The sequence below is a fragment of the Nitrospira sp. KM1 genome (genome assembly GCF_011405515.1).
Classification (GTDB): domain Bacteria; phylum Nitrospirota; class Nitrospiria; order Nitrospirales; family Nitrospiraceae; genus Nitrospira_C.
Window position 1 is genome coordinate 562,564 of record NZ_AP022671.1, and the last position, 21,855, is coordinate 584,418.

Sequence of the window (21,855 nt, forward strand, 5' to 3'; positions counted from 1 at the left end):
CTCAGCAAGAGCAACAGCAGAGTGCGAGATGGACGTTGGCCGGTTGAAGACGCGCAAGCAGCGTGATAGCATCCTCAAATCCCCCTTCGTAGTTTCGGTTTGGCCTGAACTTAGATCATGACCGCACCACGACCACGACTCACAGCCGCCATAGTTCTATGCGGCGCATTGCTGTTCTCCGCAGTCAACGGGATTTCTAAAGAATCTTTGCCGCAAGAGCCTGAAGTCGGCACCAGAATCGAAGAGCTTTATGACCATGAATCCAGGCTCTTCTTGATGCTGTATTCGCTCAGCGGAACTGGACAGGTCGATTACGTCACTGGGCGGCTCGTTCACGAATATTCTCGCAGCAATTACGGAAATCCCATTTATCAAACCGAGGACTTTCCTTTGTTCTACTGGTGGAATCATACGATGTGGAATGACCCCGAGCAGGACGGCGTGAACGGGAACGAACACATTTACCAAGAGAACGTCGATTTCGATATTTCCCGCTACAAGCCCTGCACGTTCAATAGCCAGCCTTGCTAATCCCTTCCCAGCATCTTTCTTGTCGCCCGGCAGACTTCCATTCGACTGAATTCATGAAACTGCTAAGGGTGTCGCCCCCCTGGATGGTATTGTCGAGGGATCGTCGTGGAATCATCATATTATGAGCAGCGGCAGATCGCTCACACGCACTCTTGCTAACACACGCATCGCGATCATGCTTCCCCTGGGGTTCGCCTCCGGGCTTCCGCTGGCACTGACATCGGGTACCCTCCAAGCCTGGCTGACTGTGGCAGGCCTCGATCTCAAGACGATCGGTTTTTTTACTCTCGTAGGAATTCCATACACGTTCAAATTCCTCTGGGCGCCATTGATGGATCACCTGGTGCCTCCCTGGCTGGGTCGGAGGCGTGGATGGATGCTCGTGGCACAGGCGGGCACGGCCGCCGGCCTTGCCTGCATGGGCTTAATCGGGCCCGGCCCCACACCTGACGTTTTAGGGATAGCGGCTTTGACGGTTGCATTTCTCTCGGCATCGCTCGATATCGTATTCGATGCCTATCGAACCGACGTACTCGCGCCGGCGGAGAGAGGATTCGGCGCGGCTGTGTGGGTCAATGGATACCGCTTTGCCATGTTGGTGGCAAGTTCCGGCGCGCTAATTTTGGCCGACCACATTGGCTGGCGAAACACCTATCTCGTACTGGCTGCATTGATGGCAACGGGTATACTCACCATTGTTCTTGCTCCAGAGCCTCCCAAACACCACATGGCTCCCTCATCGCTGACTGAGGCTGTCACCAAGCCGTTGACCGAGTTATTTTTTCGTCCCGGCATGGCTGGAATTTTGGCTCTGATTTTACTGTACAAACTTGGGGACGCGGTCGCCGCGTCGCTCCAGACCGCCTTTTTCATCGGAGGGCTGGGATTTTCTGCCAGTGACGTCGGATATGTAAAAGCTATAGGAATATTTGCCACATTGATTGGAGCATTGGGGGGAGGCATGGCTATGGCCAGCCTGGGCCTTGTCCGTTCGCTCTTCCTGTTCGGACTGTTCCAGGCTCTATCCAATCTGTGTTTTACAGCGCTGGCATGGGCGGGGAAAAGCTATTCGCTGTTGACGGCATCGGTGATGGTGGAGAATCTGACGGGCGGAATGGGTACAGCGGCATTTGTTGCATTAGTGATGTCGTTATGTGACCACCGCTATACTGCAACACAGTTTGCGATTCTCTCTTCGGTTGAGGCGATGGGGAGGGTATTCGCCGGCCGTCCTTCGGCCGAACTCGTCGCGGCCCTCGGATGGGCGCAGTTTTTTTTCATATCGTTCCTCATCGCTCTGCCGGGAGTGTGGCTTGTGTGGGTATTGAGAAAGCGTTTGGCTCATAGCTCGGCGGAGGCATCAATTCCGGAGTCGGCATTGTTATAGTGGAATGATGCGCCGTTGAAGATACAGCACGTACAGCATGAGAGTGGGAAGCGGCGCGAGGACGAAGGGGATAAGCCAGACCCAGACATTCTTTGCTCGCATCCGCGCTTGATCGATCATCCAGATAAACACCCAAATAATGAGTCCAATATGATTCAACGCCATCCACCTTGTAGTATGAATTTTTAACCCGCTTGCTTGATCGGATGCTCCAGTGAAGAGAAAAACTCCGATCATCAGAATGAAGCCTCCAAGCAGAATCCCCGCTAGACATTTGCTCCACACAAACATGTCAATTCCTCCTGCATTGATGCGGTCAGCGAGTTGGCTGAAAGTCGGAAAAGTCGGATCGCTGGCAAGGCTAATCGTGCGCTATCTGTTTTGTCAAAAGACACAGCCGATACGGCCGAAATTGGAGACAGTGTGCGCGTCGCAGGAGAGGGCAGTATGAAGCAGATTTGGCCACTTGTCTTAGTTGTCCTGGTCCTATCAGCGTGCATTACCCTTGTCCTGACGAATCCATCGATCGAGGCCTACCTCGATTTCGTCGAACGGGAGTTAAGCAAGGCGCTGGATCGATCAGGGAAACAAGATCAATCGCAAGAGCGTGCCATGCTCCGATCAATCTTTCAGAGGCATAGTCACGAACTGGTTGTCAGCGTGCTTGGTCCCAATACCGTCAGAAGGAACTGGGGACTGGCAAGCCTATTTGAGACAAATGTTTTTGACCAGCATATTGAAATATTGGGTATCGGTGGAATGTTTATTCCATTGCGAGGTCTTGACGAAGCAGCCGTTCGATTGGGGCGATTGGCATTCTAGAAATTTTTCTTCCATGTGCCAAATTGTCTCAGAGAGTTAACACGTAAATTACGAGGCATTGGATCTGTGGATAACCACACATATTTTGAGCAGAACCGGCATCAGACAAGCATCAGCGACTATCCACAGAATTTCCTCTGTTTCCACAGATAACCACAATATTTAGTATTGACAATTCAAACCAATGGCTATATGTAGTCACCTCCACTGCCTGGATCCCCTGCATGAATGATATTCTGTCAGTCCTGACAGCCTAACCCGGAGGAGAGACCGTGAGAATAGAACGGCGATTTACACGTTCCGGACAAAGTCCCTACGAAGGCCTGAAGTTCGTGAAACGTTCGTCGGAAATCCGTAACCCCGACGGCTCGACCGTTTTCAAGCTCGATCAAATCGACATCCCGGAGTCCTGGTCGCAATTGGCGATCGATATTCTCGCTCAAAAGTATTTCCGCAAAGCCGGTGTACCTCAACACGACGAGCGGGGGCTTCCGCTTATCGGGGAAGATGGCAATCCCGTACGGGGAGGAGAACAGGATGCTCGTCAGGTGTTCGAACGACTTGCGGGATGCTGGACACACTGGGGGAAAGCGTACGGATATTTTAAGTCAGTCGAAGACAGCAGCGCGTTCCACGATGAACTTTGCTACATGTTGGCCTACCAAATGGCTGCGCCAAATTCGCCTCAATGGTTTAACACGGGACTGCATTACGCCTACGGATTGTCCGGCCCCGCCCAAGGTCATTACTACGTAGATCCCAAGACACGCGAGGTCGTGAAAGCTGCGAATGCCTTCGAGCATCCGCAGCCTCACGCCTGTTTCATTCAGTCCATTGAAGACGATCTGGTGAATGAAAACGGCATCATGGATCTTTGGGTGCGAGAGGCGCGGTTGTTCAAATATGGGTCAGGAACGGGAACGAATTTTTCAAAGTTGCGTGGCGATGGCGAAGCGCTGTCAGGAGGAGGACGCTCGTCGGGTTTGATGTCGTTTCTCCGAATTGGTGACCGCGCCGCTGGAGCCATCAAGTCCGGAGGCACGACGAGGCGCGCCGCAAAGATGGTCTGCCTCGACCTGGATCACCCCGATATCGAGGAATTCATCGATTGGAAGGTAATCGAGGAACAGAAGGTTGCCGCCATGGTGACTGGATCAAAGATCTGCGCCCAACGTCTCAATGCGGTTCTCAAAGCCTGCCACGTGGTCGACTCCCACGGAACTCCGAAGATTGAAGTCGATCCGAAGTTGAATTCCATTCTGAAGGAGGCGTTGATTGCCGCACGCCGGGATACCGTCCCAGAGGCGTACATCCAACGCATGTTTTCCTATGCACAGCAAGGGTTCACACATTTCGTCTTCCATGAATACGATACCAATTGGGATGGGAAGGCATACCAAACGGTCTCGGGACAAAACTCCAATAACAGCGTCCGCATCCCGAATGAATTTTTCACCGCGTTGGAAGCCGATGCTGACTGGCAACTCAAGCGCCGCATCGACGGGAAGATCGCCAAATCGATTAAGGCCAGAGATCTCTGGGACCGCATCGCTTGGGCTGCCTGGATTTGTGCAGACCCCGGCACACAATACGACACGACGATCAATGAGTGGCACACCTGTCCGGAAGACGGGCGCATCAATGCCTCCAACCCCTGCTCAGAATACATGTTCCTCGACGATACCGCGTGCAATCTGGCCTCTCTCAATCTAGCCCAGTTTTTTACTCCAGACGGCCAATTTGAACTCGAACACTTTCGTCATGCAGTACGTATCTGGACCATCGTTCTTGAAATCAGTGTGCTAATGGCTTCGTTTCCCAGTCGTTCCATAGCTGAAAAGAGCTACCAGTTCCGTACGCTCGGACTAGGCTATGCCAATCTGGGAACTATTCTGATGCGCCAAGGCATTCCCTACGATTCTCCCCAGGCCATCGCTATTTGCGGCGCGCTGACCGCCATTATGACCGGAGAGGCCTATAGTGCCTCGGCCGAGATGGCTGCCGAACTTTCGCCATTTCCGGGCTTCACCAAGAACCGTGAATCCATGCTGCGCGTGATCCGCAATCATCGACGCGCGGCCTATCACGCTCCCGATGAAGAGTTCGAAGATCTTACCATCAGGCCGATGGGCATTCAGGCCGAACATTGCCCGCCGGATTTATTGATTGCCGCCCGAAGGGCTTGGGACCGCGCCCTCGAATTAGGGACGGCATACGGATACCGGAATGCTCAGGTGACCGTCATCGCACCCACCGGGACCATCGGCCTCGTCATGGATTGCGATACAACCGGGATTGAACCCGATTTCGCGTTGGTGAAGTTCAAGAAGTTGGCAGGAGGCGGGTACTTCAAGATCATCAATCAAAGCCTGCCGCCGGCTTTGAAATCATTGGGTTACTCCGAATTGCAGGTGCAGGAGATCGTCAATTATTGTGTCGGGCGGCAGACGCTCCGCGGAGCGCCGTTCATCAATCACGACACATTGAAGCAGAAGGGATTTGACGATGCGGCATTGGCCAGGATGGAAAGCGGGCTGGCGCAGGCTTTTGAAATTCAATTCTCTTTCAACAAGTATGTTCTCGGCGAGAGCTTCTGCCGAGAAAAGCTTGGACTGACGGACCTGCAGCTGGCTGAAGCAAATTTCAACATGCTGAAAGCGCTTGGATTTACACAGGAAGAAATCGCCGCTGCCAACGACTACTGCTGTGGAACGATGACAGTGGAAGGAGCCCCGCATTTAAAGACCGAACACCTTCCAATCTTCGACTGCGCCAATCGATGCGGCCGGATCGGTCAGAGATACATCGCGGTCGATGCGCATATCCGGATGATGGCTGCCGCTCAACCTTTTATCAGTGGAGCGATCAGCAAAACCATCAATATGCCGGGAGATGCGTCGCTTGAAGATGTAAAGTCTGCGTATCTGTTCGCATGGAAGAGCATGGTGAAGGCTGTCGCACTGTATCGCGACGGTTCCAAGCTGAGCCAGCCCTTGTCGGCATCGACCGATACCGGCAAAGCTCTGGAAACACCGACTGAAGTGCTCGCAATCGCCGAAAAGATTACCGAGCGCGTCCTGGTGCGTTATCTCGCTAAACGCCGTCCGCTTCCGACCAGACGAAACGGCTATACGCAAAAGGCCGTCATCGGCGGACATAAATTGTATCTCCGGACCGGTGAATATGAAGACGGTACGGTCGGAGAGATTTTTCTCGACATGCACAAAGAAGGGGCGGCCTTCCGCAGCTTGATGAATTGTTTTGCCATCGCCATCTCGTTAGGATTACAGCACGGCGTGCCATTAGAGGAATTCGTCGAGGCATTCGTCTTCACACGATTCGAGCCCAACGGACCGGTCAAACTGAATGACCGCATCAAAATGTCAACGTCGATCATCGACTATATTTTCCGAGAGCTGGCCATCACCTATCTGGATCGATACGACCTCGCTCAGGTAAGAGAAGAAGATCTCCGTATGGATTCGATGAAAAAGGACGAGCAGGACCCGGAGTGCTCAGATGAAGAGGCGGACCCTCAGACTCTCGCATCTTCAATCAATACTGATGTCTTTCCGTCCCGTCACGGGATGACGCCTTCACGTCATGGAGGAAACGGACACGTCAATGGCACCGGTAACGTCGCGCACAAACTTGAATTGAAGCGAGAAACCATCACGTACACGACGGAAGCCGTCAAGATCGCCAGATTGCAGGGATACGAGGGAGATCCGTGTCAAGGTTGCAACGAATTTAAGCTCGTGAGAAACGGTACGTGCCTCAAATGCATGGGCTGCGGAGCGACGAGCGGGTGCTCTTAATTTTATGGAGCCTGCCCATGAACTCTCCCATCAGGGGATCGATCTACCCGTGACGACCAAATACTTCTCATCACAGGCCACTCTTCACACATCCTTGGAACGAGAACTGTCGTCTACTATGCCCGTTTCTGTACAGCTGCCCAAACCATCGATGTCACGGAGACACCCTTATGCCTACTACCACCCAGCTGGTTATTAGCGGACAGAGTAAACCCGGCGCTATTGCTCAAGTCGCAGCCGTTCTCGGTTCGGCCGGCGTCAATATAAAGTCATTCTCAGCTCCGGAGGTCACTGGCACAGGGAAGCTCAGACTTCTTGTCGCGGATATTGAAGGAGCCCGCACCGCTCTCAAGGCGGCAAAAATTAAATTCACGGAAGAAATCGCACTTCTCTTGAGCCTGGAGAACAAACCGGGGGCTTTGAATAAAGTCGCCGATCTGTTGACCCAAGCTCGTATCAATATTCGTTGCGGGTATTGTACGCCATCCAGAGAAGGCAAGAGGGCAATCGTCGTGTTAACGGTCTCGAATACGGAGAAAGCACTGTCGGTGTTGCGGGGCCAATCGCTTGACGCATTTTGATGCCTCCGACGGTGCCTTTCTTATTAATTACCGGTTTCGTTCGCTATGCCTGCTTCTGCTCTGTATCCTGACCGCCTCCTGTACCAGTCCTGCTCCAAAACCAACATATTTTCCAGGATATCCCATCGGATATGTCGAACGTGGCGTCGCCTCATGGTACGGACCTGGCTTTCACGGAAATAAGACGGCCAACGGAGAGGTTTACGACATGCATCAGTTGACGGCTGCCCATAGGACTTTGCCGTTGGGATCAATTGCCATAGTACGTTCTCCCGCCACCGACCGGCAGATTACTGTTCGGATCAACGATCGAGGACCATTCGCCAGAGGCCGCATCCTGGACCTCTCGTTGGCCGGCGCCCAAGCGTTAGGAATGGTCGGGAGCGGCACGGCCCAGGTGGAACTTCGCGTCATCGGATTTAAGGGACGTGCCGACCATATGGGGGCGCTACGGGTGCAAATCGGGGCATTTGCCGATCAAAATAACGCTCTAATCCTATTGGAACGTGCCAGGAGAATCTATTTTCCAGGACGTATACAAGCTGTTGAATTGACTGAAGGACGCCGCTTTAGAGTGCAGGTAGGAGAGTTCAGGAGTGAGCAGCAAGCAGAAGCGGCGGCCTCCAAACTCGAATCGGAACTGGGGACTCAGTCATTTATCTTCCGAGACGACGGCTAGTACCGAATTGCGAATAAGGCCATATTCCGCTTAGATATGTTACAACCGCTTGATTTAACGGTTGGTTTTTTCGATGTCCTTGCCCACTGTAGAGTCGTATGATAAAGGTATTCTGCAATGGATACCGGCCCAATAGGTCCCTACGAAGTTCCGGTCCCATCCAGCTTTGCTCGCTACCAACCTCAGGAAAGGGAAAAGCCTCTCATTCCAGTCAGGCTCTCCCGACAGATCCATACAATCGCTCGTCCATAGCCGATTCTGCCAAATGGATATTTTCATCCTATTAGGTCTTATCGTTCTTTCCGCCATCATCTCAACGGCCGAGATCGGCTTCTTTTCCGTCAACGAGACCAAACTCAGGGCCTTGGCGCAGAACGACAATGCCAGGGCAAAAATGGCTCTTCGGTTGAGAAGCGACCCTCAAAAACTCCTCTCTACCATCCTTGTTGGAGACCGGCTGGTGGGGACAGCCATTCCCATGTACGCAACGTTCCTGACTTTGAATACCTATGGGGCCGATCGCACGTTTTTTGATGATACTATTGCCGTCGTCGTGGGGCTTCTAACTTTCGTGCTCCTCGTATCTGTCGATGTGGTTCCGAAGACTCTGGCCGCTAAATTCGCGGTGCCGGTTACGCTGAACATGTCTTATCCGGTTTACGGAGTCCAACTGCTGCTCAAGCCCGTCCTCGCCATCATGGTCCCCTTTATCCATAAATTGACCGGCGGCAAAGGCCTCACCCTGCCATTGGTCACAGAAGAAGAACTGAAAATCATGCTGGACGAGGGTGGTAAAGCGGGTGCCATCGAAGTGGAAAAGGTAAAGATGATCAAGAACGTCTTCCAACTGAAAGACATTACCGCAGAAGACGCCATGACTCCCCGACTGTACGTCTTCTCTCTCGACGGAAATCTCCGCCTTAGGGAAGCGCGGGATCTCTTATACAATTCCAAATATTCAAGGATTCCGATCTATGACGGTACCCTGGATAACATCACCGGCATTCTTTACAAGACAAGGGCGCTAACGGAACTGTCCAAGGGCGTGATGGATTCGAAGTTGAGGGATATTGCATATCCTGCGCTGTTCGTTCCGGCCGGTAAAACGGCCGACGACCTCATGAAACAGTTTCAGCAGGATAAACGGCACATGGCAGTCGTCGTGAATGAATTCGGCGGAGTCATGGGAATCGTCACGTTGGAAGACCTGTTGGAAGAAGTTGTCGGTGAAATCATGGATGAAACCGACATTACCGAAGACTTAATCAAACGAATTGGAAAGAACCACATTTTGGTGCATGGACGAACTGAAGTTCGTAAGGTGAACGATTTCCTGAAGGTCGACTTGGGAGATGAAGCGGTCACGATCAGTGGATTGATTCAACAGGAGCTCGGCCGCATCCCAAAAGTCGGGGAGGAAGTGAGGATCGGTCATTGCAGAATCTTGATTCACGAGGCGGAGCCCCGCTCGATACGAAGCGTTCAGATCTTCAAGGATGAAAAGGCTCCCGTGCCGGTCGAAGCGCCAAACTACAATCTTGTCGGATAGCAACTCAGCCCTCTCCTTGAACAAGATCTGAAAATTCCTGTTCACTCAACACGGTGATGCCGAGCTTCCTCGCCTGTTCGAGTTTTGATCCTGCATCGGTCCCAGCCACCACGTAGCTGGTCTTTTTGCTCACGCTGGAAGAAACTTTTGCTCCTTTGCTCTCCACCAATCGCGCGGCGTCTTCTCTTGTCAGTTTTCCAAGCCCGCCGGTAAACACGAAAGTCACGCCTGCAAGCGGAGCATTCTGCCCAACAGATGGCGTATCCGATTCGATGCGGAATCCCGTCTTGAGCAGTTCATCGATCACTCGGCGATTCTGTGGCTCGGAAAAGTACGAGGCCAGACTCGACGAAATTTCCGGACCTATCTCAGGCACTCGCTGAAATCGCTCTTTGTCCGCGGTCATGATCGACCCGAGCGTGCCGAACGTCCTCGCGAGCACTTTGGCAATGTGCTGTCCAACCTGTCTGATGCCGAGCCCCATGAGGAATCGATCGAGTGTCACATCCTTGCTGGCCGTGATGCCCTGCAGAAGCAGCGCAGCCGAACGATCGGCGAATCCCTCCAAGCCAAGCAAGTCATCCTTCGTCAAGCGATATAGATCAGCGACAGTGCGTACAAGATGGTGGTCGACGAGTTGAGCCACCGTTTTTCTTCCCAACCCGTTAATATTCAGTGCCGCCTTTGAGGCGAAATGTTCAATCGCCCCCTTGATCTGAGCACCACAGACCATTTGTCCGGTGCAATAGTAGTAGGCTCCCTCCCGGGCCACGGCCGAATGACAGATGGGACAATCCGCCGGCATTTGGAACGGAGCCGCACGCTGTTCACCCGGCACAGAAACCCGTTCCGATACGGCTGGAATGACATCTCCGGCACGTTCGATCTTCACGGTGTCGCCGACCCGCACATCTTTCCTTGCCACTTCGTCCGCATTGTGAAGAGTCGCACGGCTGATGGTCACCCCGCCGACTTCGACCGGCTTAAGCAAGGCCAGGGGAGTGAGCGTACCGGTGCGGCCGACGGACACAGCAATATCCTCGATGACCGTCGTCTCTTTTCTCGGACTGAACTTGTAGGCTATCGCCCAACGAGGACTCCGCGACTTGAATCCGAGTTTTTCCTGCCATTGGCGGCGGTCGACCTTGACAACCACGCCATCGATCTCATATGGCAGGGAGTCCCGCATCTCGGCCGTCTCATGGTGATAGGTGATGACCTCTTCAATCGTGGAGCAACGCAATCGGCTGAGCGGAACCGGAATACCCCAGGCCGATAAATCTTCAAATTCCTGCCAATGAGTAGAGGCTGCTCCCTCAGAACGACTTGTCACTTCGTAGCAGGTGACGACGAGGGGTCTGGAGGCGGTGATTGAGGAGTCCAATTGTCGAAGCGAGCCGGCCGCTGCATTGCGTGGATTGGCAAAGGCTTCTTCGCCTCGCTCAGTCATGCGCCGGTTAAGGGCCTGAAAATCATTCAGCCTCATGTACACCTCACCTCGCACCACTAGGCGGGCTGGATATCCGGATCCAGCAACCAATTGGAGCGGCAACGAACGGATAGTGCGGAGATTGGTCGTAATATCTTCACCGATCGTGCCGTCACCTCTTGTCGAACCTTGGATGAACGCCCCGTTTTGGTACACTAACTCAACGGATAACCCGTCAAATTTTGGTTCGGCCGTATAATCGACCGATTGGACGCCGAGTTCGCGCTTCATTCGCTGGTCAAACGCCAGAACCTCATCGGCGTTCAGGATTGAGTCCAGGCTGAGCATCGGCTTCTCATGCCGGACCTTGACCAAGGCTTCAAGAGGTGGAGCACCCACTCGTTGAGTGGGGGAGTCCGGCCTCATCAGTTCAGGATGCGTCTGTTCGAGTTCGGTCAGCTCTTTAAAGAGACGGTCGTACTCGGCGTCAGAGATCTCCGGCTTGTCTTTGACATAATACAAATAGTCATGACCTCTGATGAGGTCTCTCAACGCCGCAATGCGTGTTTGAACGTCACTCATGATCGCCTATCGACGGCTGGACAGGATACAGGCTTTGCAGGCATCTGCGGGGGTCATTGCACCTGAGCATGAGTGGAACCGTGCGGAACCTAACATGTGTTTCACAGAGGGTCAAACTTCAAAATAGCCCTATTCGCTTTGACTTTCGCCGCGTTAGCCATTATTCTACCAACCCTGCCTGCTGAAAACGGACCTTCTTGTTCGCAACACGAATCCATATCCGGCAGGTCAAATGGGCCACGTCGGTCGAGGAGGAGGAATTCATGAAGACGAGAGAAGCGAAGTTGGCGAAATCTTGGGCGATGGTAAGGGTCATCCCTCTGCTCTGCGGGGGAATCATCCTGAATGGTTGCGTCTTAAACGAAAAATATGAAGCTGAGAAAGCGCGCAGTCTAAATTTTCAGCGGCTACTCGCTCAGGAAGAAAAACGAACGGCCGAGTTGGACAATGAGGTCAAGCGTTCAAAAAAAGAATTGGTGGAATACGAGACCAGAAACCGTGAATTGACTGCGCAGGTACAGGCAGTCCGTGAACAGATGAGTCGTGTGCAGGAGGAAGCCGACGCTGTCAAGGAAGCCTCTCTGCTGGAACGCAAGGCCAAGGGTGACATGAAACGTGCCACTGCTCCTGTCATGAAGAAGTCTCCCGCAACGGAGCCAGGTGGTATGTCTGATGTTCTTGGTACTTCGTCCTTTGGATTGTCCGATAGCCCATCGGCCACGGACTCTCCAGAATCAAGCGCCATGGCATCAGGTTCCGGGACCCCAAATGTGCATATCGTGAAACCCGGTGAGACATTGTATCGTATTAGCCGTCGCTACGGCGTAAAGGTCGAGCTGCTGCGTAAATGGAACAAGCTGCAGGACGACCTCCTTGAAGTAGGTCAAAAGTTAATCGTCGGTCAGGAGTAGACATCGACCGTGGCCTCCCGTCAGTACTCATTGAGTCTTGACCAATTCCGCGTCTACGCGCGAGAGGGGAATCTCATTCCCTTGTACCGGGAAATTCTCGCGGACTACGAGACACCAGTCTCGGCATTTGCCAAGATCGATCACGGGCCTTCTGCGTATTTATTGGAAAGTATCGAGGGGGGAGAGAAATGGGCCAGGTATTCGTTCCTGGGCAGCGGCTCTCCGGTCGTCATCTACGAAGATCACGGGGATTTGATTCAGCTCAGGGGCAAGCATAAGAAGCGGATTCCCAGTCGAGGGAATCCGCTCGAACGACTCCGGGAGCTGATGCAAAGCTATCGACCTGTCACGGTTCCTGATTTACCGAGGTTCGTCGGTGGCGCGGTCGGGTATTTGAGTTATGACATCGTTCGCACATTTGAAGGTCTTCCTCGAAGGCAAAAAGATCATATCAACTTACCCGACTTTGCATTTCTGCTTACCGATACGCTGCTCATCTTTGACAACGTCGCGCAGAAGATCAAAGTCGTCGCAAACGCTCACGTGGTCTCGAGCGGTGAGCGTGGCATCAAACAGGCTTATCGAACGGCTACAGAACGTATCGAGCGCATGATTGCTCGTTTGCGTCGTCCGCTTCGTCGATCGAGACCTCACCGTCGTCGCAAGCCGATTTCGTTCACATCCAATGTCGGCAAGGACGACTTCGAAAAAATGGTCACCCGCACCAAGGAGTACATCCGGGCCGGCGACGTCGTCCAAGCGGTGCTCTCCCAACGTTGGGAAACCAACGTCCAGGCCCCGCCGCTACAGCTGTACCGTGCGCTGCGGGTCGTCAATCCCTCTCCATATATGTATTACCTCCGGGTGGCCGGGGTCGAACTCGTTGGTTCGTCGCCCGAAACGCTCGTCAGGTGCGAAGACGGGGTCATTTCGGTCAGACCCATCGCGGGGACGCGTCGTCGAGGCACTACACCTGAAGAAGATCAACAATTGGAGCGGCGTCTTCTCGCCGACGAGAAGGAACGGGCTGAACATGTCATGCTCGTCGACCTGGGAAGAAACGACGCAGGGCGAACTGCCGTTCCCGGGTCCGTCACAGTGGACGCCCTCATGCATGTTGAACGCTACTCACACGTGATGCATTTGGTCTCGAACATCACGGCGAAGCTCGAAGAGTCCAAAACGTCGTACGATGTTCTACGGGCCTGTTTTCCAGCCGGAACCGTTTCCGGGGCGCCAAAAATCAGGGCGATGGAGATTATCGATGAATTGGAACCCACGAGACGGGGACCTTATGCCGGCGCGGTGGGCTATTTCAGCTTTTCGGGAAATATGGACATGTGCATCAATATCAGGACGGTCGTGATCAAAAACCATCAAGCCTTCGTGCAAGCCGGAGCCGGTATTGTCGCCGACTCCAATCCGGAATACGAATATGAAGAAACCTGCAACAAGGCCCGTGCGATGATGAAGGCGATTGAACTGGCCGAGCAGGGATTGGAATAGCGACTTCGCGATAACGTCATGCTACTGATGATCGACAACTACGATTCATTTACGTACAACCTCGTGCAGTATTTCGGCGAGCTCGGGGAAGAGGTCAAAGTCTTCAGAAACGACAAAATCACGGTCGAACAGATCATCGGCATGCGCCCGACACGCATTGTCATTTCCCCCGGTCCCTGTACGCCGAAGGAGGCCGGAGTCTCCATTGAGACCATCACGTACTTCTCAGGCAAGTTACCAGTGCTAGGAGTTTGTCTGGGACATCAGTCTCTCGCGATGGCGTTTGGAGGGGAAGTCGTGCGGGCGGAACGGCTGATGCATGGAAAGACTTCCAAAATTCAACACGACGGCAAAACACTGTTCCGAAAGCTGCCCAACCCGTTCGAGGCGACACGCTATCATTCACTCATCGTCCGTCGCGACACGCTACCGTCCTGCTTCGAGGTTTCAGCGGAAACCGCCGATGGTGAAATCATGGGTATTCGTCATAAGTCCCTTGGCGTCGAGGGAGTCCAATTCCACCCGGAATCCATTCTCACGACTTCAGGGAAAGATCTCCTGCGTAATTTCCTGACACTCTCCTAAATCCGGTGGTTTCATCCCAATGATTAAAGACGCGATTGCCAAACTGGCTGACCGCCTGTCCTTAACAGAAAAAGAAGCCGAGTCGGTCATGGACGAAATCATGGACGGGGAGGCGACTCCTGTTCAAATCGCGGCCTATCTCATGGGCCTTCGTCTCAAGGGAGAAACCGTAGAGGAAATTGCCGGATCGGTCTCCGCCATGCGGAATCGTGCGGTCCGACTCGTCATTGGGGACCCGCTCGTCATCGACACCTGCGGAACCGGAGGCGATGGTCGCCACTCCTTCAACATCTCGACTACCAGCGCGTTCGTCGTCGCCGCCGCTGGCCTGACCGTGGCGAAACATGGCAATCGTTCGGTCTCATCAAAATGCGGCAGCGCCGATGTCTTATCGGCCTTGGGTCTGAACATCGACCTTCAACCGGATCGCGTGGCCGATTGCATCAACGAGGTCGGCATTGGGTTTCTTTTCGCTCCGCTCTATCACGGGGCCATGAAGCATTGTGCCGGCCCGCGTCAGGAGTTGGGAGTGCGGACCCTGTTGAACGTCATGGGCCCGTTGACCAATCCGGCAGGGGCCGCCATCCAAGTCATCGGCGTCTACGAACCCAGGCTCACTGAACTCTTGGGAAAAGTGCTGATGCATCTCGGGTCTCAGCATTGCTTTGTCGTTCACGGTACGGATGGATTGGATGAAATTACGTTGACGGACCGAACCCTGGTTGCCGAAGCCAAAGGCGGGGTGCTCTCCAATTATGTCATCAGCCCCTCGGAATTCGGATTGACTCCTGTGGCCGGACGCGAATTTGGTGGCGGCACCCCCCAAGACAATGCGGCTATCACCAGAGAGATTCTGCATGGACGAAAAGGACCGCGGCGCGACGTGGTGTGCCTGAATGCGGCCCCGGCCCTGGTCGCCGGACGAAAAGTCAAAACGCTCCAAGATGGATTTGTGCTTGCCGGACAGATGATCGATTCAGGAGCCGCGGCCGAGAAACTGGCTCGCCTGGTGGCTTTTTCTCGGAAGGGATGACACGCGTGATTCTGTCGAGAATACTCGAACACAAAAAGGCGGAATTGCGGCGGAAGCAGAGCCGCGGGTATCTCTCTGAACTCAAACAGCGCATCCTCGATTTGTCGCGGCCAATGGGATTTGCGCTTTCCTTGGACGCGAATCGAAAACCCGGCAGTCCGGCGCTCATTGCCGAGGTCAAGAAGGCTTCGCCGAGTCTGGGTCTATTGAGGCCGGAATTTCATGAGCATTTTGATCCCGTCGGCATAGCCAAGTCCTACTATACCTATGGAGCCTCGGCGTTGTCCGTGCTCACGGACAATGACTTCTTCCAAGGAAGTCTCGACAATTTAGCCGCTATTAAACGGCAGGTTCCATTGCCTGCGCTCAACAAAGAGTTCATGGTTGGAGACATCCAGTTCTATGAAGCGAGAGCCTACGGAGCCGACGCCGTCCTCCTCATCGTCGCGGCGTTGGAACGCCGGCAGCTCCTTGACTTTCATCTGCTGGCGAAGGAGCTATCCATGGATGTCCTGTTTGAGGTTCATCATGAACGCGAACTGGATACCGTCCTCGAATGGATCCCGGATGTCCGGCTGATTGGAATTAACAACCGTGACTTGAAGACGTTTTCCACCGACATCGCAGTCACCATACGCCTGGCGAAGCGGATTCCTTCCGACAAGTTGATGGTCAGCGAAAGCGGCATCCATACGCGCTCCCATGTGGAGCAGTTGGTCGAAGCCGGAATCCATGCCATGCTGGTGGGAGAATCTCTCATCAAGGCTGAGTCTATCGAGTCAAAGATCGCTGAGCTACGAGGCACAGAGATCTCGCACGGTTGCGCCAAGGAGGAGTTCCGATGAGTGTGAAAGTCTTCATCTTGGCGGTGTGGGTTGGGCTGGCCGGATGTGCTCAGAGCGGATATGGAAAGACCGAGCAGTCATGGGACAGCTGGATCGGCACCAGCAAGGATGATCGCGTTCGCGACCAAGGCATTCCGATCCGGTGTCACGGGTTCGCGAATGGCGGGGAGGCCTGCGAGTGGCCCATTCGATGGAGTCCGGAAAGTTCAGGAACATTGACCATGCAGTTCGATGCCAAGGGCAAAGCGTGTCAGTGGACCTACCGGGATGCGTACGCTGAACAACGGAGCGCGCAAAAATGCCTATGACCGGCGTATCGGCCGTACGGACCAGAGTCAAGATTTGCGGCATCACAAGCGCCGAAGATGCGGCGAATGCCGTGTCGGCCGGGGCAGACGCGCTTGGGTTCGTATTCTACCGTCAAAGTCCCAGGTACGTGTCCCCGCAGCTGGCCAGATCGATCATTGGAAGGCTGCCGCCGCTCGTCGTGCCGGTAGGCATCTTCGTGAACGAGGGAGTCAAGGTCGTACGAGATATCGTCGATAGCTGCGGTCTCGGGTTGGCCCAGTTGCAGGGAGACGAAACGGCCGCCTATTGCGAGGAGTTGCATCGTCCGGTGCTGAAAGCGGTTCGTCTCAAGGATCGAAGAAGCTTTCTCGCCATAGCGGAATTCAGGGGGCGAGCCGGCGTACGGGGATTTCTCCTCGATCGGTACTCGGAGGAAAGCTTTGGTGGAACCGGCCTAACCGCCGATTGGACGCTTGCCGCCGAAATGGCCGAATCCGCCACCGTCGTGTTGGCAGGAGGACTCACTGCAAGGAATGTCGGAGAGGCGATCCGAGTCGTTCATCCCTATGCTGTCGATGTCAGTAGCGGGGTGGAAGCGTCACCGGGAAAGAAAGATCCTGAAAAAATCAGAGCGTTCATCGAGGCCGTGCGGGTTGTTTCCCCAATGTAGGCCACCTATACTGCCTGTGCAAGGATCGGTAAAATCGATTATGAAACCCATACCCGATCAGAAGGGCCGTTTCGGAGCATATGGCGGACGGTATGTTCCCGAGACGCTCATGCCTGCGCTGCTCGACTTAGAGAAGGAATACGAGAAGGCGAAAAAGGACCGCCGCTTTCAAGCCGAACTCTCCCATTACCTGACACAGTACGTCGGTCGCCCCACGCAACTCTACTTTGCCGCCCGGCTCACCAAGCGGTTGGGAGGCGCCAAGATCTATCTTAAGCGCGAAGATCTCTGTCATACGGGGGCTCATAAGATCAACAATGCCATCGGGCAAGGCCTGCTGGCCAAACGGATGAAGAAGCCCCGCGTGATCGCTGAAACCGGTGCAGGCCAACACGGCGTGGCCACCGCCACCGTCGCAGCCATGTTCGGACTCCAGTGCGAGATTTACATGGGCACCGAGGACATGCAGCGACAGGCGCTGAACGTGTTCAGGATGCGCCTGCTGGGGTCGACCGTCACCGGGGTCGATGCCGGCAGCCGTACGCTGAAGGATGCGATCAGTGAAGCCATGCGTGACTGGACGACAAACATCGAAACCACCCACTATATCCTCGGCTCGGTATTGGGGGCACATCCGTATCCGATGATGATCAGAGATTTCCAAGCGATCATCGGCCGCGAGGCGCGCAAACAGATCCTGGCGCTGGAGGGTCGCCTGCCGGATTGTCTGGTGGCCTGTGTCGGAGGGGGCAGCAACGCGATCGGACTGTTTCATGCATTTCTCAAAGATCCACGGGTGAAGATGGTCGGCGTGGAGGCGGGCGGGCTCGGACTCACCAGCGGAAAACATGCGGCCCGTTTCTCCGGAGGTAAGCCAGGTGTTCTCCAAGGCACCATGACCTATCTCCTGCAGGACGATGACGGGCAAATCAATCTCACTCACTCCGTCTCCGCCGGCCTCGACTATGCCGCGGTTGGTCCCGAGCACAGCTATTTGCGAGAGGTCGGCCGCGCCTGCTACACCTCGGCCACGGACGAGGAAGCCTTGGCGGCATTCGATCTGCTCGCAGTAGAGGAGGGAATCGTCCCGGCGCTTGAAAGCGCGCACGCCATCGCCCACACTGTGAAGCTTGCACCCCGGATGAAGAAGAATCAGATCATTGTCGTGAATCTCTCCGGTCGAGGAGACAAGGACGTGCAGCAGGTCGCCCGCGTGCGCGGCATCGCATTATGAAGTCGCGCCTTGATCAGACATTCGAACGGCTCCGCCAGCGAAGCGAAGCGGCGCTGATTACCTACATCATGGCTGGGGATCCAACGTTGTCGGAAACCGAGCGGCTCGTGCCCGCGCTGGAGCAGGCTGGTTCGGACATTATCGAGCTCGGCGTCCCGTTTTCGGATCCCATTGCGGACGGCCCGGTGATTCAGCAGGCGGCGGAACGGGCACTGCGGAGCGGCACGACGTTGCGCAAAATCATCGCAATGGTCCACACACTCAGAAGAACAACTCAGATCCCGATCGTCCTCATGGCCTACTACAATAGCATCCATGCCTTCGGTCCGGAATCGTTCTGCCGCGAGGCGGCTGCAGCAGGCGTGGACGGCTTGATCGTCCCGGATATGCCTCCGGACGAGTCGGGGCCTTTGATGAAGCCCGCTTCCGCCTCTGGCCTTCAATTGATTTATCTGTTGGCGCCCACCAGCACGCCGTCGAGACGGGAGTTCGTGGCGAGGCATTCCCAGGGCTTTCTCTATTACGTATCTCTTACCGGCATCACGGGCGCCAAACTGAAAAATCTCGATACGGTGGGCAGAAACGTCCAGAAGATCAGAAAAGTGTCGAAAACCCCCATCGCGGTCGGGTTCGGCATCGCGACACCGGACGATGCCGCAAACATGTCCTCCGTCGCTGACGGCGTCATCGTCGGCTCTGCGATTGTCAGACAAATCGCTGATCGCCTTCAGGATAGCGACCTGGTCGATCACGTCGCACAATTCGGGCGTTCACTCAAAACCGCCATGCGTTCACGAGCGGCAGTCGTCAGTTAAATCCATCCTACACGCCGGTACACAGTCCAGGATATGAGAAGCCTGCGCAGGCTACCGCTTGGGTTGCGGGGGCATGTACGCGATCATCTCGCGGGCGAGTTCCTTGGCAACGTCCTTGAGGTTGGGGCGGAAGAACATGTAGCTGCTTGACCGCTCGTGACGGGCTTTCCACACGGTCGTACCGGTCGTGGCATCCACCAGTCTCAAACTCAGACCGACGCGGCCCACGTTATCACCTTCCTTGCGCATATACTCCCATGAGTTCACACGCACAACAATGAAGGAATCGACGTTGAGGGCTTTTCCGAGCTTGATTGCCGATTCTTTATCAGACTGCCCGGTCATTTCGAGTCTCGAAAAATAAAAGACGAGGGAGTCGAAGGCTTCCTTCGAAGACTGAAACATATCGGTCACGCTTTCCGGTGACACGACGCGTTCAATCTTGATTGTGTTACGGAGGGCTCCGGACAGGACTTCCTGGATGTCTTCACGGGCGCTATCGTACTGACTGGCCATGGGAGGCAAGACGGCAACGGCCTGCGGATGAAAGACGTTCGCCCCGGGACCTTCCCAGGCCTCCTGTAAGCCGCCGCATCCCACAAGAATGAGGGGCAGAACACAGAGAACGTGATGAATGCTTCTCTTGACGCTCGTCAGCATGGACTCAGTATACCATTCATTCTTTTACTAGGTGGAAGCTAGAACGTCATTGAAATGGAACCTGACGCCAATGCTCCCTTCTCTCGGAAATCATATCCGCCGCCCAAATCAAGACGAAAGGCAAAAATCCGGAGACCAAGCCCGGCCGTAGGGGTGAATGGTGTCGTCGCATCCTGCATGTTCTTGAATGCCCCGACTCTGAAAGAGAGAAATTCGGTGAGGATCGTCTGTTCCGCGCCCAGACTCAACAACTGGCTTTTGACACCGGGAACCAAAGTCTTGTTGGACGTGGCATCGACGTCCATCGTCAAGGTTAACGACGAGTACGGGTTAATGGCCATACCGGCCCGCACCTGTGGATTTAAGCGGAGTTCACCGCCACCCGGCGCCTTGAAGGTGGGCTGGTTGATATCCTTCGCGACCGCCCCGAATCGCAACCATGAGGTTGGACGATAGATGGCACCAATGTCGACTCCGAGAGCCGTGGAGATCGTGGCCTGTCCAAAATAGTCGGTCAGCTTCAATTCTGTGCCGCCTTGAAGAGGCGCGTTTCCGCTATACGCCGCACCCTGCATAAGTTTTCCCGTCACCCCGAACGAAAACATTTTATCGGCGAAGGCATAGGCGTAGGACAACGCGACTTGCCGTACCTCCAGACCTTGGAGCGCCATCGCCCCGGAAATGTTATTGCCATTCACTTGTACGGGGTTGCTGATGAAACTTCCACCGGTCGCCACATCCGAAACATTGATACCAAACGCGTGCTCCCCGATATGGCCTTTGATATAGAGTCCCGCCGAACCATTGAGTGACGTATTTGCCCCTGGCCGGTTCAATCGGTTGGCAATGTCCTGCGCCTTAGCTTGGTTGGCTTGTGACGAGTCATTTGGATTGAAATCCTCGAGATCCCTCACGGCATCGGCAATGCCGAGCCGGTCAATGGCCTGCGCACCCGCCTGCAGTCGAATGTCCACAGTCTGTGTCATCGCGAGCCCGGCGGGATTCCAATACGTGGCCAGGGCATCCGTCGTGACGGCCACACCGGCTCCGCCCATGCCGGTTGCGCGGGGTCCGACACTCACAAACTCCACCGCCCCTGCGGAGAGGGGAGCAAGAATCGCTATCGCCAGCGCGCTAACTCTCGTGAGCGTCGAAAGGTGCATGCATTCAGCTGCTTCCAGGAGCTGGGCCGAGTCTATTGGAAGGAACGATTCGCGTCAAGGATTTGCCGGGTACGAGGCTGGGGACTCTTCCCTATACAATCTGACCGTCTTGCATATGGATAATGCGGTCGGCCTGTGCGGACAGCTTATCGTTGTGCGTCACGATGACAAAAGTGGTTCCCCGCGCTTTGTTCAGATCTCTCATGAGACCGAACAGCGCATCGCCCGTATGAGTATCGAGATTCCCGGTCGGCTCATCGGCCAGCACGAGATCAGGCTTCTGAAGCAGGGCGCGCGCGACGGCAACCCTCTGCTGCTCGCCGCCGGACAGCTCCCCGGGTTTATGGTGCAGCCTCTCGCTCAAGCCGACCTCTTTGAGAATCGCCGTCGCCTCGCCCTCGATGTCCTGCGTGGAGCGCCCTTGGATCAACGCGGGCATGCACGCATTTTCCAACGCCGTGAATTCAGGAAGGAGATGATGGAACTGAAACACAAACCCAATCCTCCGGTTTCGGAATTCCGCCTGAGACTGATCCGAAAGGCTAAACAGATCGCGACCCTCAAAGGTCACAGCGCCCTTCGTCGGTCGCTCGAGTAATCCCAGTATGTGGAGCAAGGTGCTCTTTCCAGCTCCAGACGCTCCAATGACCGCGATTAATTCACCGTGAGCAATCGTGAGATTGATCCCGCGCAGCACCTCGAGCGTCCGTTCCCCCATAGGAAACGACTTATGAAGGTCCGTCACCGTAATCACCGACACACTCCTG

The 21,855-nt window shown here is 54.8% G+C and carries 21 protein-coding genes; 16 read left to right on the forward strand and 5 right to left on the reverse strand.

Annotated features, from left to right (window positions below):
- The first annotated feature begins 117 nt into the window (after positions 1-117).
- A complete protein-coding gene (locus tag W02_RS02600) occupies positions 118-531 on the forward strand; it encodes a hypothetical protein (RefSeq protein WP_197742120.1) in 414 nt (137 codons plus the stop codon).
- Between the two features lie 121 nt (positions 532-652).
- The gene (locus W02_RS02605) at positions 653-1,918 is read left to right on the forward strand and encodes an MFS transporter (RefSeq protein WP_173044521.1); all 1,266 of its coding nucleotides are present in this window, start codon (positions 653-655) and stop codon (positions 1,916-1,918) included.
- On the opposite strand, the gene W02_RS02610 is transcribed toward W02_RS02605, so the two are convergent.
- Entirely contained in the window at positions 1,913-2,209 is a 297-nt protein-coding gene (locus W02_RS02610) for a hypothetical protein (protein ID WP_173044523.1), read from the reverse strand. The two genes, W02_RS02605 and W02_RS02610, sit on opposite strands and share 6 nt — an antisense overlap.
- A gap of 156 nt (positions 2,210-2,365) precedes the next feature.
- On the opposite strand from W02_RS02610, the gene W02_RS02615 reads away from it, so the two are divergent.
- The 5 genes from W02_RS02615 (at position 2,366) to W02_RS02635 (ending at position 9,367) form a co-directional block, all read left to right on the forward strand.
- Positions 2,366-2,740, forward strand: coding sequence for a DUF4359 domain-containing protein (locus tag W02_RS02615; RefSeq protein WP_173044525.1), 375 nt, complete (start codon positions 2,366-2,368; stop codon positions 2,738-2,740).
- Between the two features lie 272 nt (positions 2,741-3,012).
- Positions 3,013-6,558, forward strand: a complete 3,546-nt coding sequence (locus W02_RS02620; protein WP_173044528.1) for a vitamin B12-dependent ribonucleotide reductase — start codon at positions 3,013-3,015, stop codon at positions 6,556-6,558.
- A gap of 170 nt (positions 6,559-6,728) precedes the next feature.
- A complete protein-coding gene (locus tag W02_RS02625) occupies positions 6,729-7,139 on the forward strand; it encodes a hypothetical protein (RefSeq protein WP_173044530.1) in 411 nt (136 codons plus the stop codon).
- Complete coding sequence (locus W02_RS02630; RefSeq protein WP_173044532.1) at positions 7,126-7,818, forward strand: SPOR domain-containing protein; 693 nt, start codon at positions 7,126-7,128, stop codon at positions 7,816-7,818. Before W02_RS02625 ends, W02_RS02630 begins: the two co-directional genes overlap by 14 nt.
- A 265-nt stretch (positions 7,819-8,083) precedes the next feature.
- Positions 8,084-9,367 (forward strand): hemolysin family protein, encoded by a 1,284-nt coding sequence (locus W02_RS02635; RefSeq protein WP_173044534.1) that lies wholly within the window; start codon positions 8,084-8,086, stop codon positions 9,365-9,367.
- Between the two features lie 4 nt (positions 9,368-9,371).
- On the opposite strand, the gene ligA is transcribed toward W02_RS02635, so the two are convergent.
- The gene (gene ligA, locus W02_RS02640) at positions 9,372-11,378 is read right to left on the reverse strand and encodes an NAD-dependent DNA ligase LigA (RefSeq protein ID WP_173044536.1); all 2,007 of its coding nucleotides are present in this window, start codon (positions 11,376-11,378) and stop codon (positions 9,372-9,374) included.
- Between the two features lie 263 nt (positions 11,379-11,641).
- On the opposite strand from ligA, the gene W02_RS02645 reads away from it, so the two are divergent.
- Genes W02_RS02645 through trpA form a run of 9 tightly spaced genes read left to right on the forward strand, consistent with a single transcriptional unit; the run spans position 11,642 to position 19,265 of the window.
- A complete protein-coding gene (locus tag W02_RS02645) occupies positions 11,642-12,289 on the forward strand; it encodes a LysM peptidoglycan-binding domain-containing protein (RefSeq protein ID WP_173044538.1) in 648 nt (215 codons plus the stop codon).
- Positions 12,290-12,298: 9 nt separating this feature from the next.
- Positions 12,299-13,795, forward strand: a complete 1,497-nt coding sequence (trpE, locus tag W02_RS02650) for an anthranilate synthase component I (RefSeq protein WP_173044540.1) — start codon at positions 12,299-12,301, stop codon at positions 13,793-13,795.
- A gap of 18 nt (positions 13,796-13,813) precedes the next feature.
- Positions 13,814-14,380: an aminodeoxychorismate/anthranilate synthase component II gene (locus tag W02_RS02655; protein WP_173044542.1), complete on the forward strand. Its 567-nt coding sequence runs from the start codon at positions 13,814-13,816 to the stop codon at positions 14,378-14,380.
- A 19-nt stretch (positions 14,381-14,399) separates the two neighbouring features.
- The gene (gene trpD / locus W02_RS02660) at positions 14,400-15,413 is read left to right on the forward strand and encodes an anthranilate phosphoribosyltransferase (RefSeq protein ID WP_173044544.1); all 1,014 of its coding nucleotides are present in this window, start codon (positions 14,400-14,402) and stop codon (positions 15,411-15,413) included.
- 5 nt (positions 15,414-15,418) lie between these two features.
- A complete protein-coding gene (gene trpC, locus W02_RS02665; protein WP_197742121.1) occupies positions 15,419-16,258 on the forward strand; it encodes an indole-3-glycerol phosphate synthase TrpC in 840 nt (279 codons plus the stop codon).
- A complete protein-coding gene (locus W02_RS02670; RefSeq protein ID WP_173044548.1) occupies positions 16,255-16,566 on the forward strand; it encodes a hypothetical protein in 312 nt (103 codons plus the stop codon). Before trpC ends, W02_RS02670 begins: the two co-directional genes overlap by 4 nt.
- Positions 16,563-17,216: a phosphoribosylanthranilate isomerase gene (locus W02_RS02675; protein WP_173051336.1), complete on the forward strand. Its 654-nt coding sequence runs from the start codon at positions 16,563-16,565 to the stop codon at positions 17,214-17,216. Before W02_RS02670 ends, W02_RS02675 begins: the two co-directional genes overlap by 4 nt.
- Before the next feature lie 40 nt (positions 17,217-17,256).
- Positions 17,257-18,450, forward strand: a complete 1,194-nt coding sequence (trpB, locus tag W02_RS02680) for a tryptophan synthase subunit beta (protein ID WP_173044550.1) — start codon at positions 17,257-17,259, stop codon at positions 18,448-18,450.
- A complete protein-coding gene (trpA, locus tag W02_RS02685; RefSeq protein WP_173044552.1) occupies positions 18,447-19,265 on the forward strand; it encodes a tryptophan synthase subunit alpha in 819 nt (272 codons plus the stop codon). The genes trpB and trpA overlap by 4 nt, the downstream gene beginning before the upstream one ends.
- Before the next feature lie 51 nt (positions 19,266-19,316).
- Here the strand turns inward: trpA and W02_RS02690 are convergent, their stop codons facing one another.
- The 3 genes from W02_RS02690 to W02_RS02700 all read right to left on the reverse strand — a co-directional run bounded on the left by W02_RS02690 (position 19,317) and on the right by W02_RS02700 (position 21,806).
- On the reverse strand, positions 19,317-19,925 hold the full coding sequence (locus W02_RS02690) for a hypothetical protein (protein WP_173044554.1): 609 nt from the start codon (positions 19,923-19,925) through the stop codon (positions 19,317-19,319).
- 38 nt (positions 19,926-19,963) lie between these two features.
- Positions 19,964-21,088, reverse strand: coding sequence for a conjugal transfer protein TraF (gene traF, locus W02_RS02695; protein WP_173044556.1), 1,125 nt, complete (start codon positions 21,086-21,088; stop codon positions 19,964-19,966).
- Between the two features lie 91 nt (positions 21,089-21,179).
- The gene (locus W02_RS02700; RefSeq protein WP_173051337.1) at positions 21,180-21,806 is read right to left on the reverse strand and encodes an ATP-binding cassette domain-containing protein; all 627 of its coding nucleotides are present in this window, start codon (positions 21,804-21,806) and stop codon (positions 21,180-21,182) included.
- Positions 21,807-21,855: the final 49 nt, after the last annotated feature.

Excerpts from the sequence above, each read along its gene's own strand:
- W02_RS02600 (WP_197742120.1), top strand. The coding sequence starts at position 118 with ATGACCGCACCACGACCACGACTCACAGCCGCCATAGTTCTATGCGGC.
- W02_RS02605 (WP_173044521.1), top strand. The coding sequence starts at position 653 with ATGAGCAGCGGCAGATCGCTCACACGCACTCTTGCTAACACACGCATC.
- W02_RS02610 (WP_173044523.1), bottom strand. The coding sequence starts at position 2,209 with ATGTTTGTGTGGAGCAAATGTCTAGCGGGGATTCTGCTTGGAGGCTTC.
- W02_RS02615 (WP_173044525.1), top strand. The coding sequence starts at position 2,366 with ATGAAGCAGATTTGGCCACTTGTCTTAGTTGTCCTGGTCCTATCAGCG.
- W02_RS02625 (WP_173044530.1), top strand. The coding sequence starts at position 6,729 with ATGCCTACTACCACCCAGCTGGTTATTAGCGGACAGAGTAAACCCGGC.
- W02_RS02635 (WP_173044534.1), top strand. The coding sequence starts at position 8,084 with ATGGATATTTTCATCCTATTAGGTCTTATCGTTCTTTCCGCCATCATC.
- ligA (WP_173044536.1), bottom strand. The coding sequence starts at position 11,378 with ATGAGTGACGTTCAAACACGCATTGCGGCGTTGAGAGACCTCATCAGA.
- W02_RS02645 (WP_173044538.1), top strand. The coding sequence starts at position 11,642 with ATGAAGACGAGAGAAGCGAAGTTGGCGAAATCTTGGGCGATGGTAAGG.
- W02_RS02655 (WP_173044542.1), top strand. The coding sequence starts at position 13,814 with ATGCTACTGATGATCGACAACTACGATTCATTTACGTACAACCTCGTG.
- trpD (WP_173044544.1), top strand. The coding sequence starts at position 14,400 with ATGATTAAAGACGCGATTGCCAAACTGGCTGACCGCCTGTCCTTAACA.
- W02_RS02670 (WP_173044548.1), top strand. The coding sequence starts at position 16,255 with ATGAGTGTGAAAGTCTTCATCTTGGCGGTGTGGGTTGGGCTGGCCGGA.
- W02_RS02675 (WP_173051336.1), top strand. The coding sequence starts at position 16,563 with ATGACCGGCGTATCGGCCGTACGGACCAGAGTCAAGATTTGCGGCATC.
- trpB (WP_173044550.1), top strand. The coding sequence starts at position 17,257 with ATGAAACCCATACCCGATCAGAAGGGCCGTTTCGGAGCATATGGCGGA.
- trpA (WP_173044552.1), top strand. The coding sequence starts at position 18,447 with ATGAAGTCGCGCCTTGATCAGACATTCGAACGGCTCCGCCAGCGAAGC.
- W02_RS02690 (WP_173044554.1), bottom strand. The coding sequence starts at position 19,925 with ATGCTGACGAGCGTCAAGAGAAGCATTCATCACGTTCTCTGTGTTCTG.
- traF (WP_173044556.1), bottom strand. The coding sequence starts at position 21,088 with ATGCACCTTTCGACGCTCACGAGAGTTAGCGCGCTGGCGATAGCGATT.
- W02_RS02700 (WP_173051337.1), bottom strand. The coding sequence starts at position 21,806 with ATGGGGGAACGGACGCTCGAGGTGCTGCGCGGGATCAATCTCACGATT.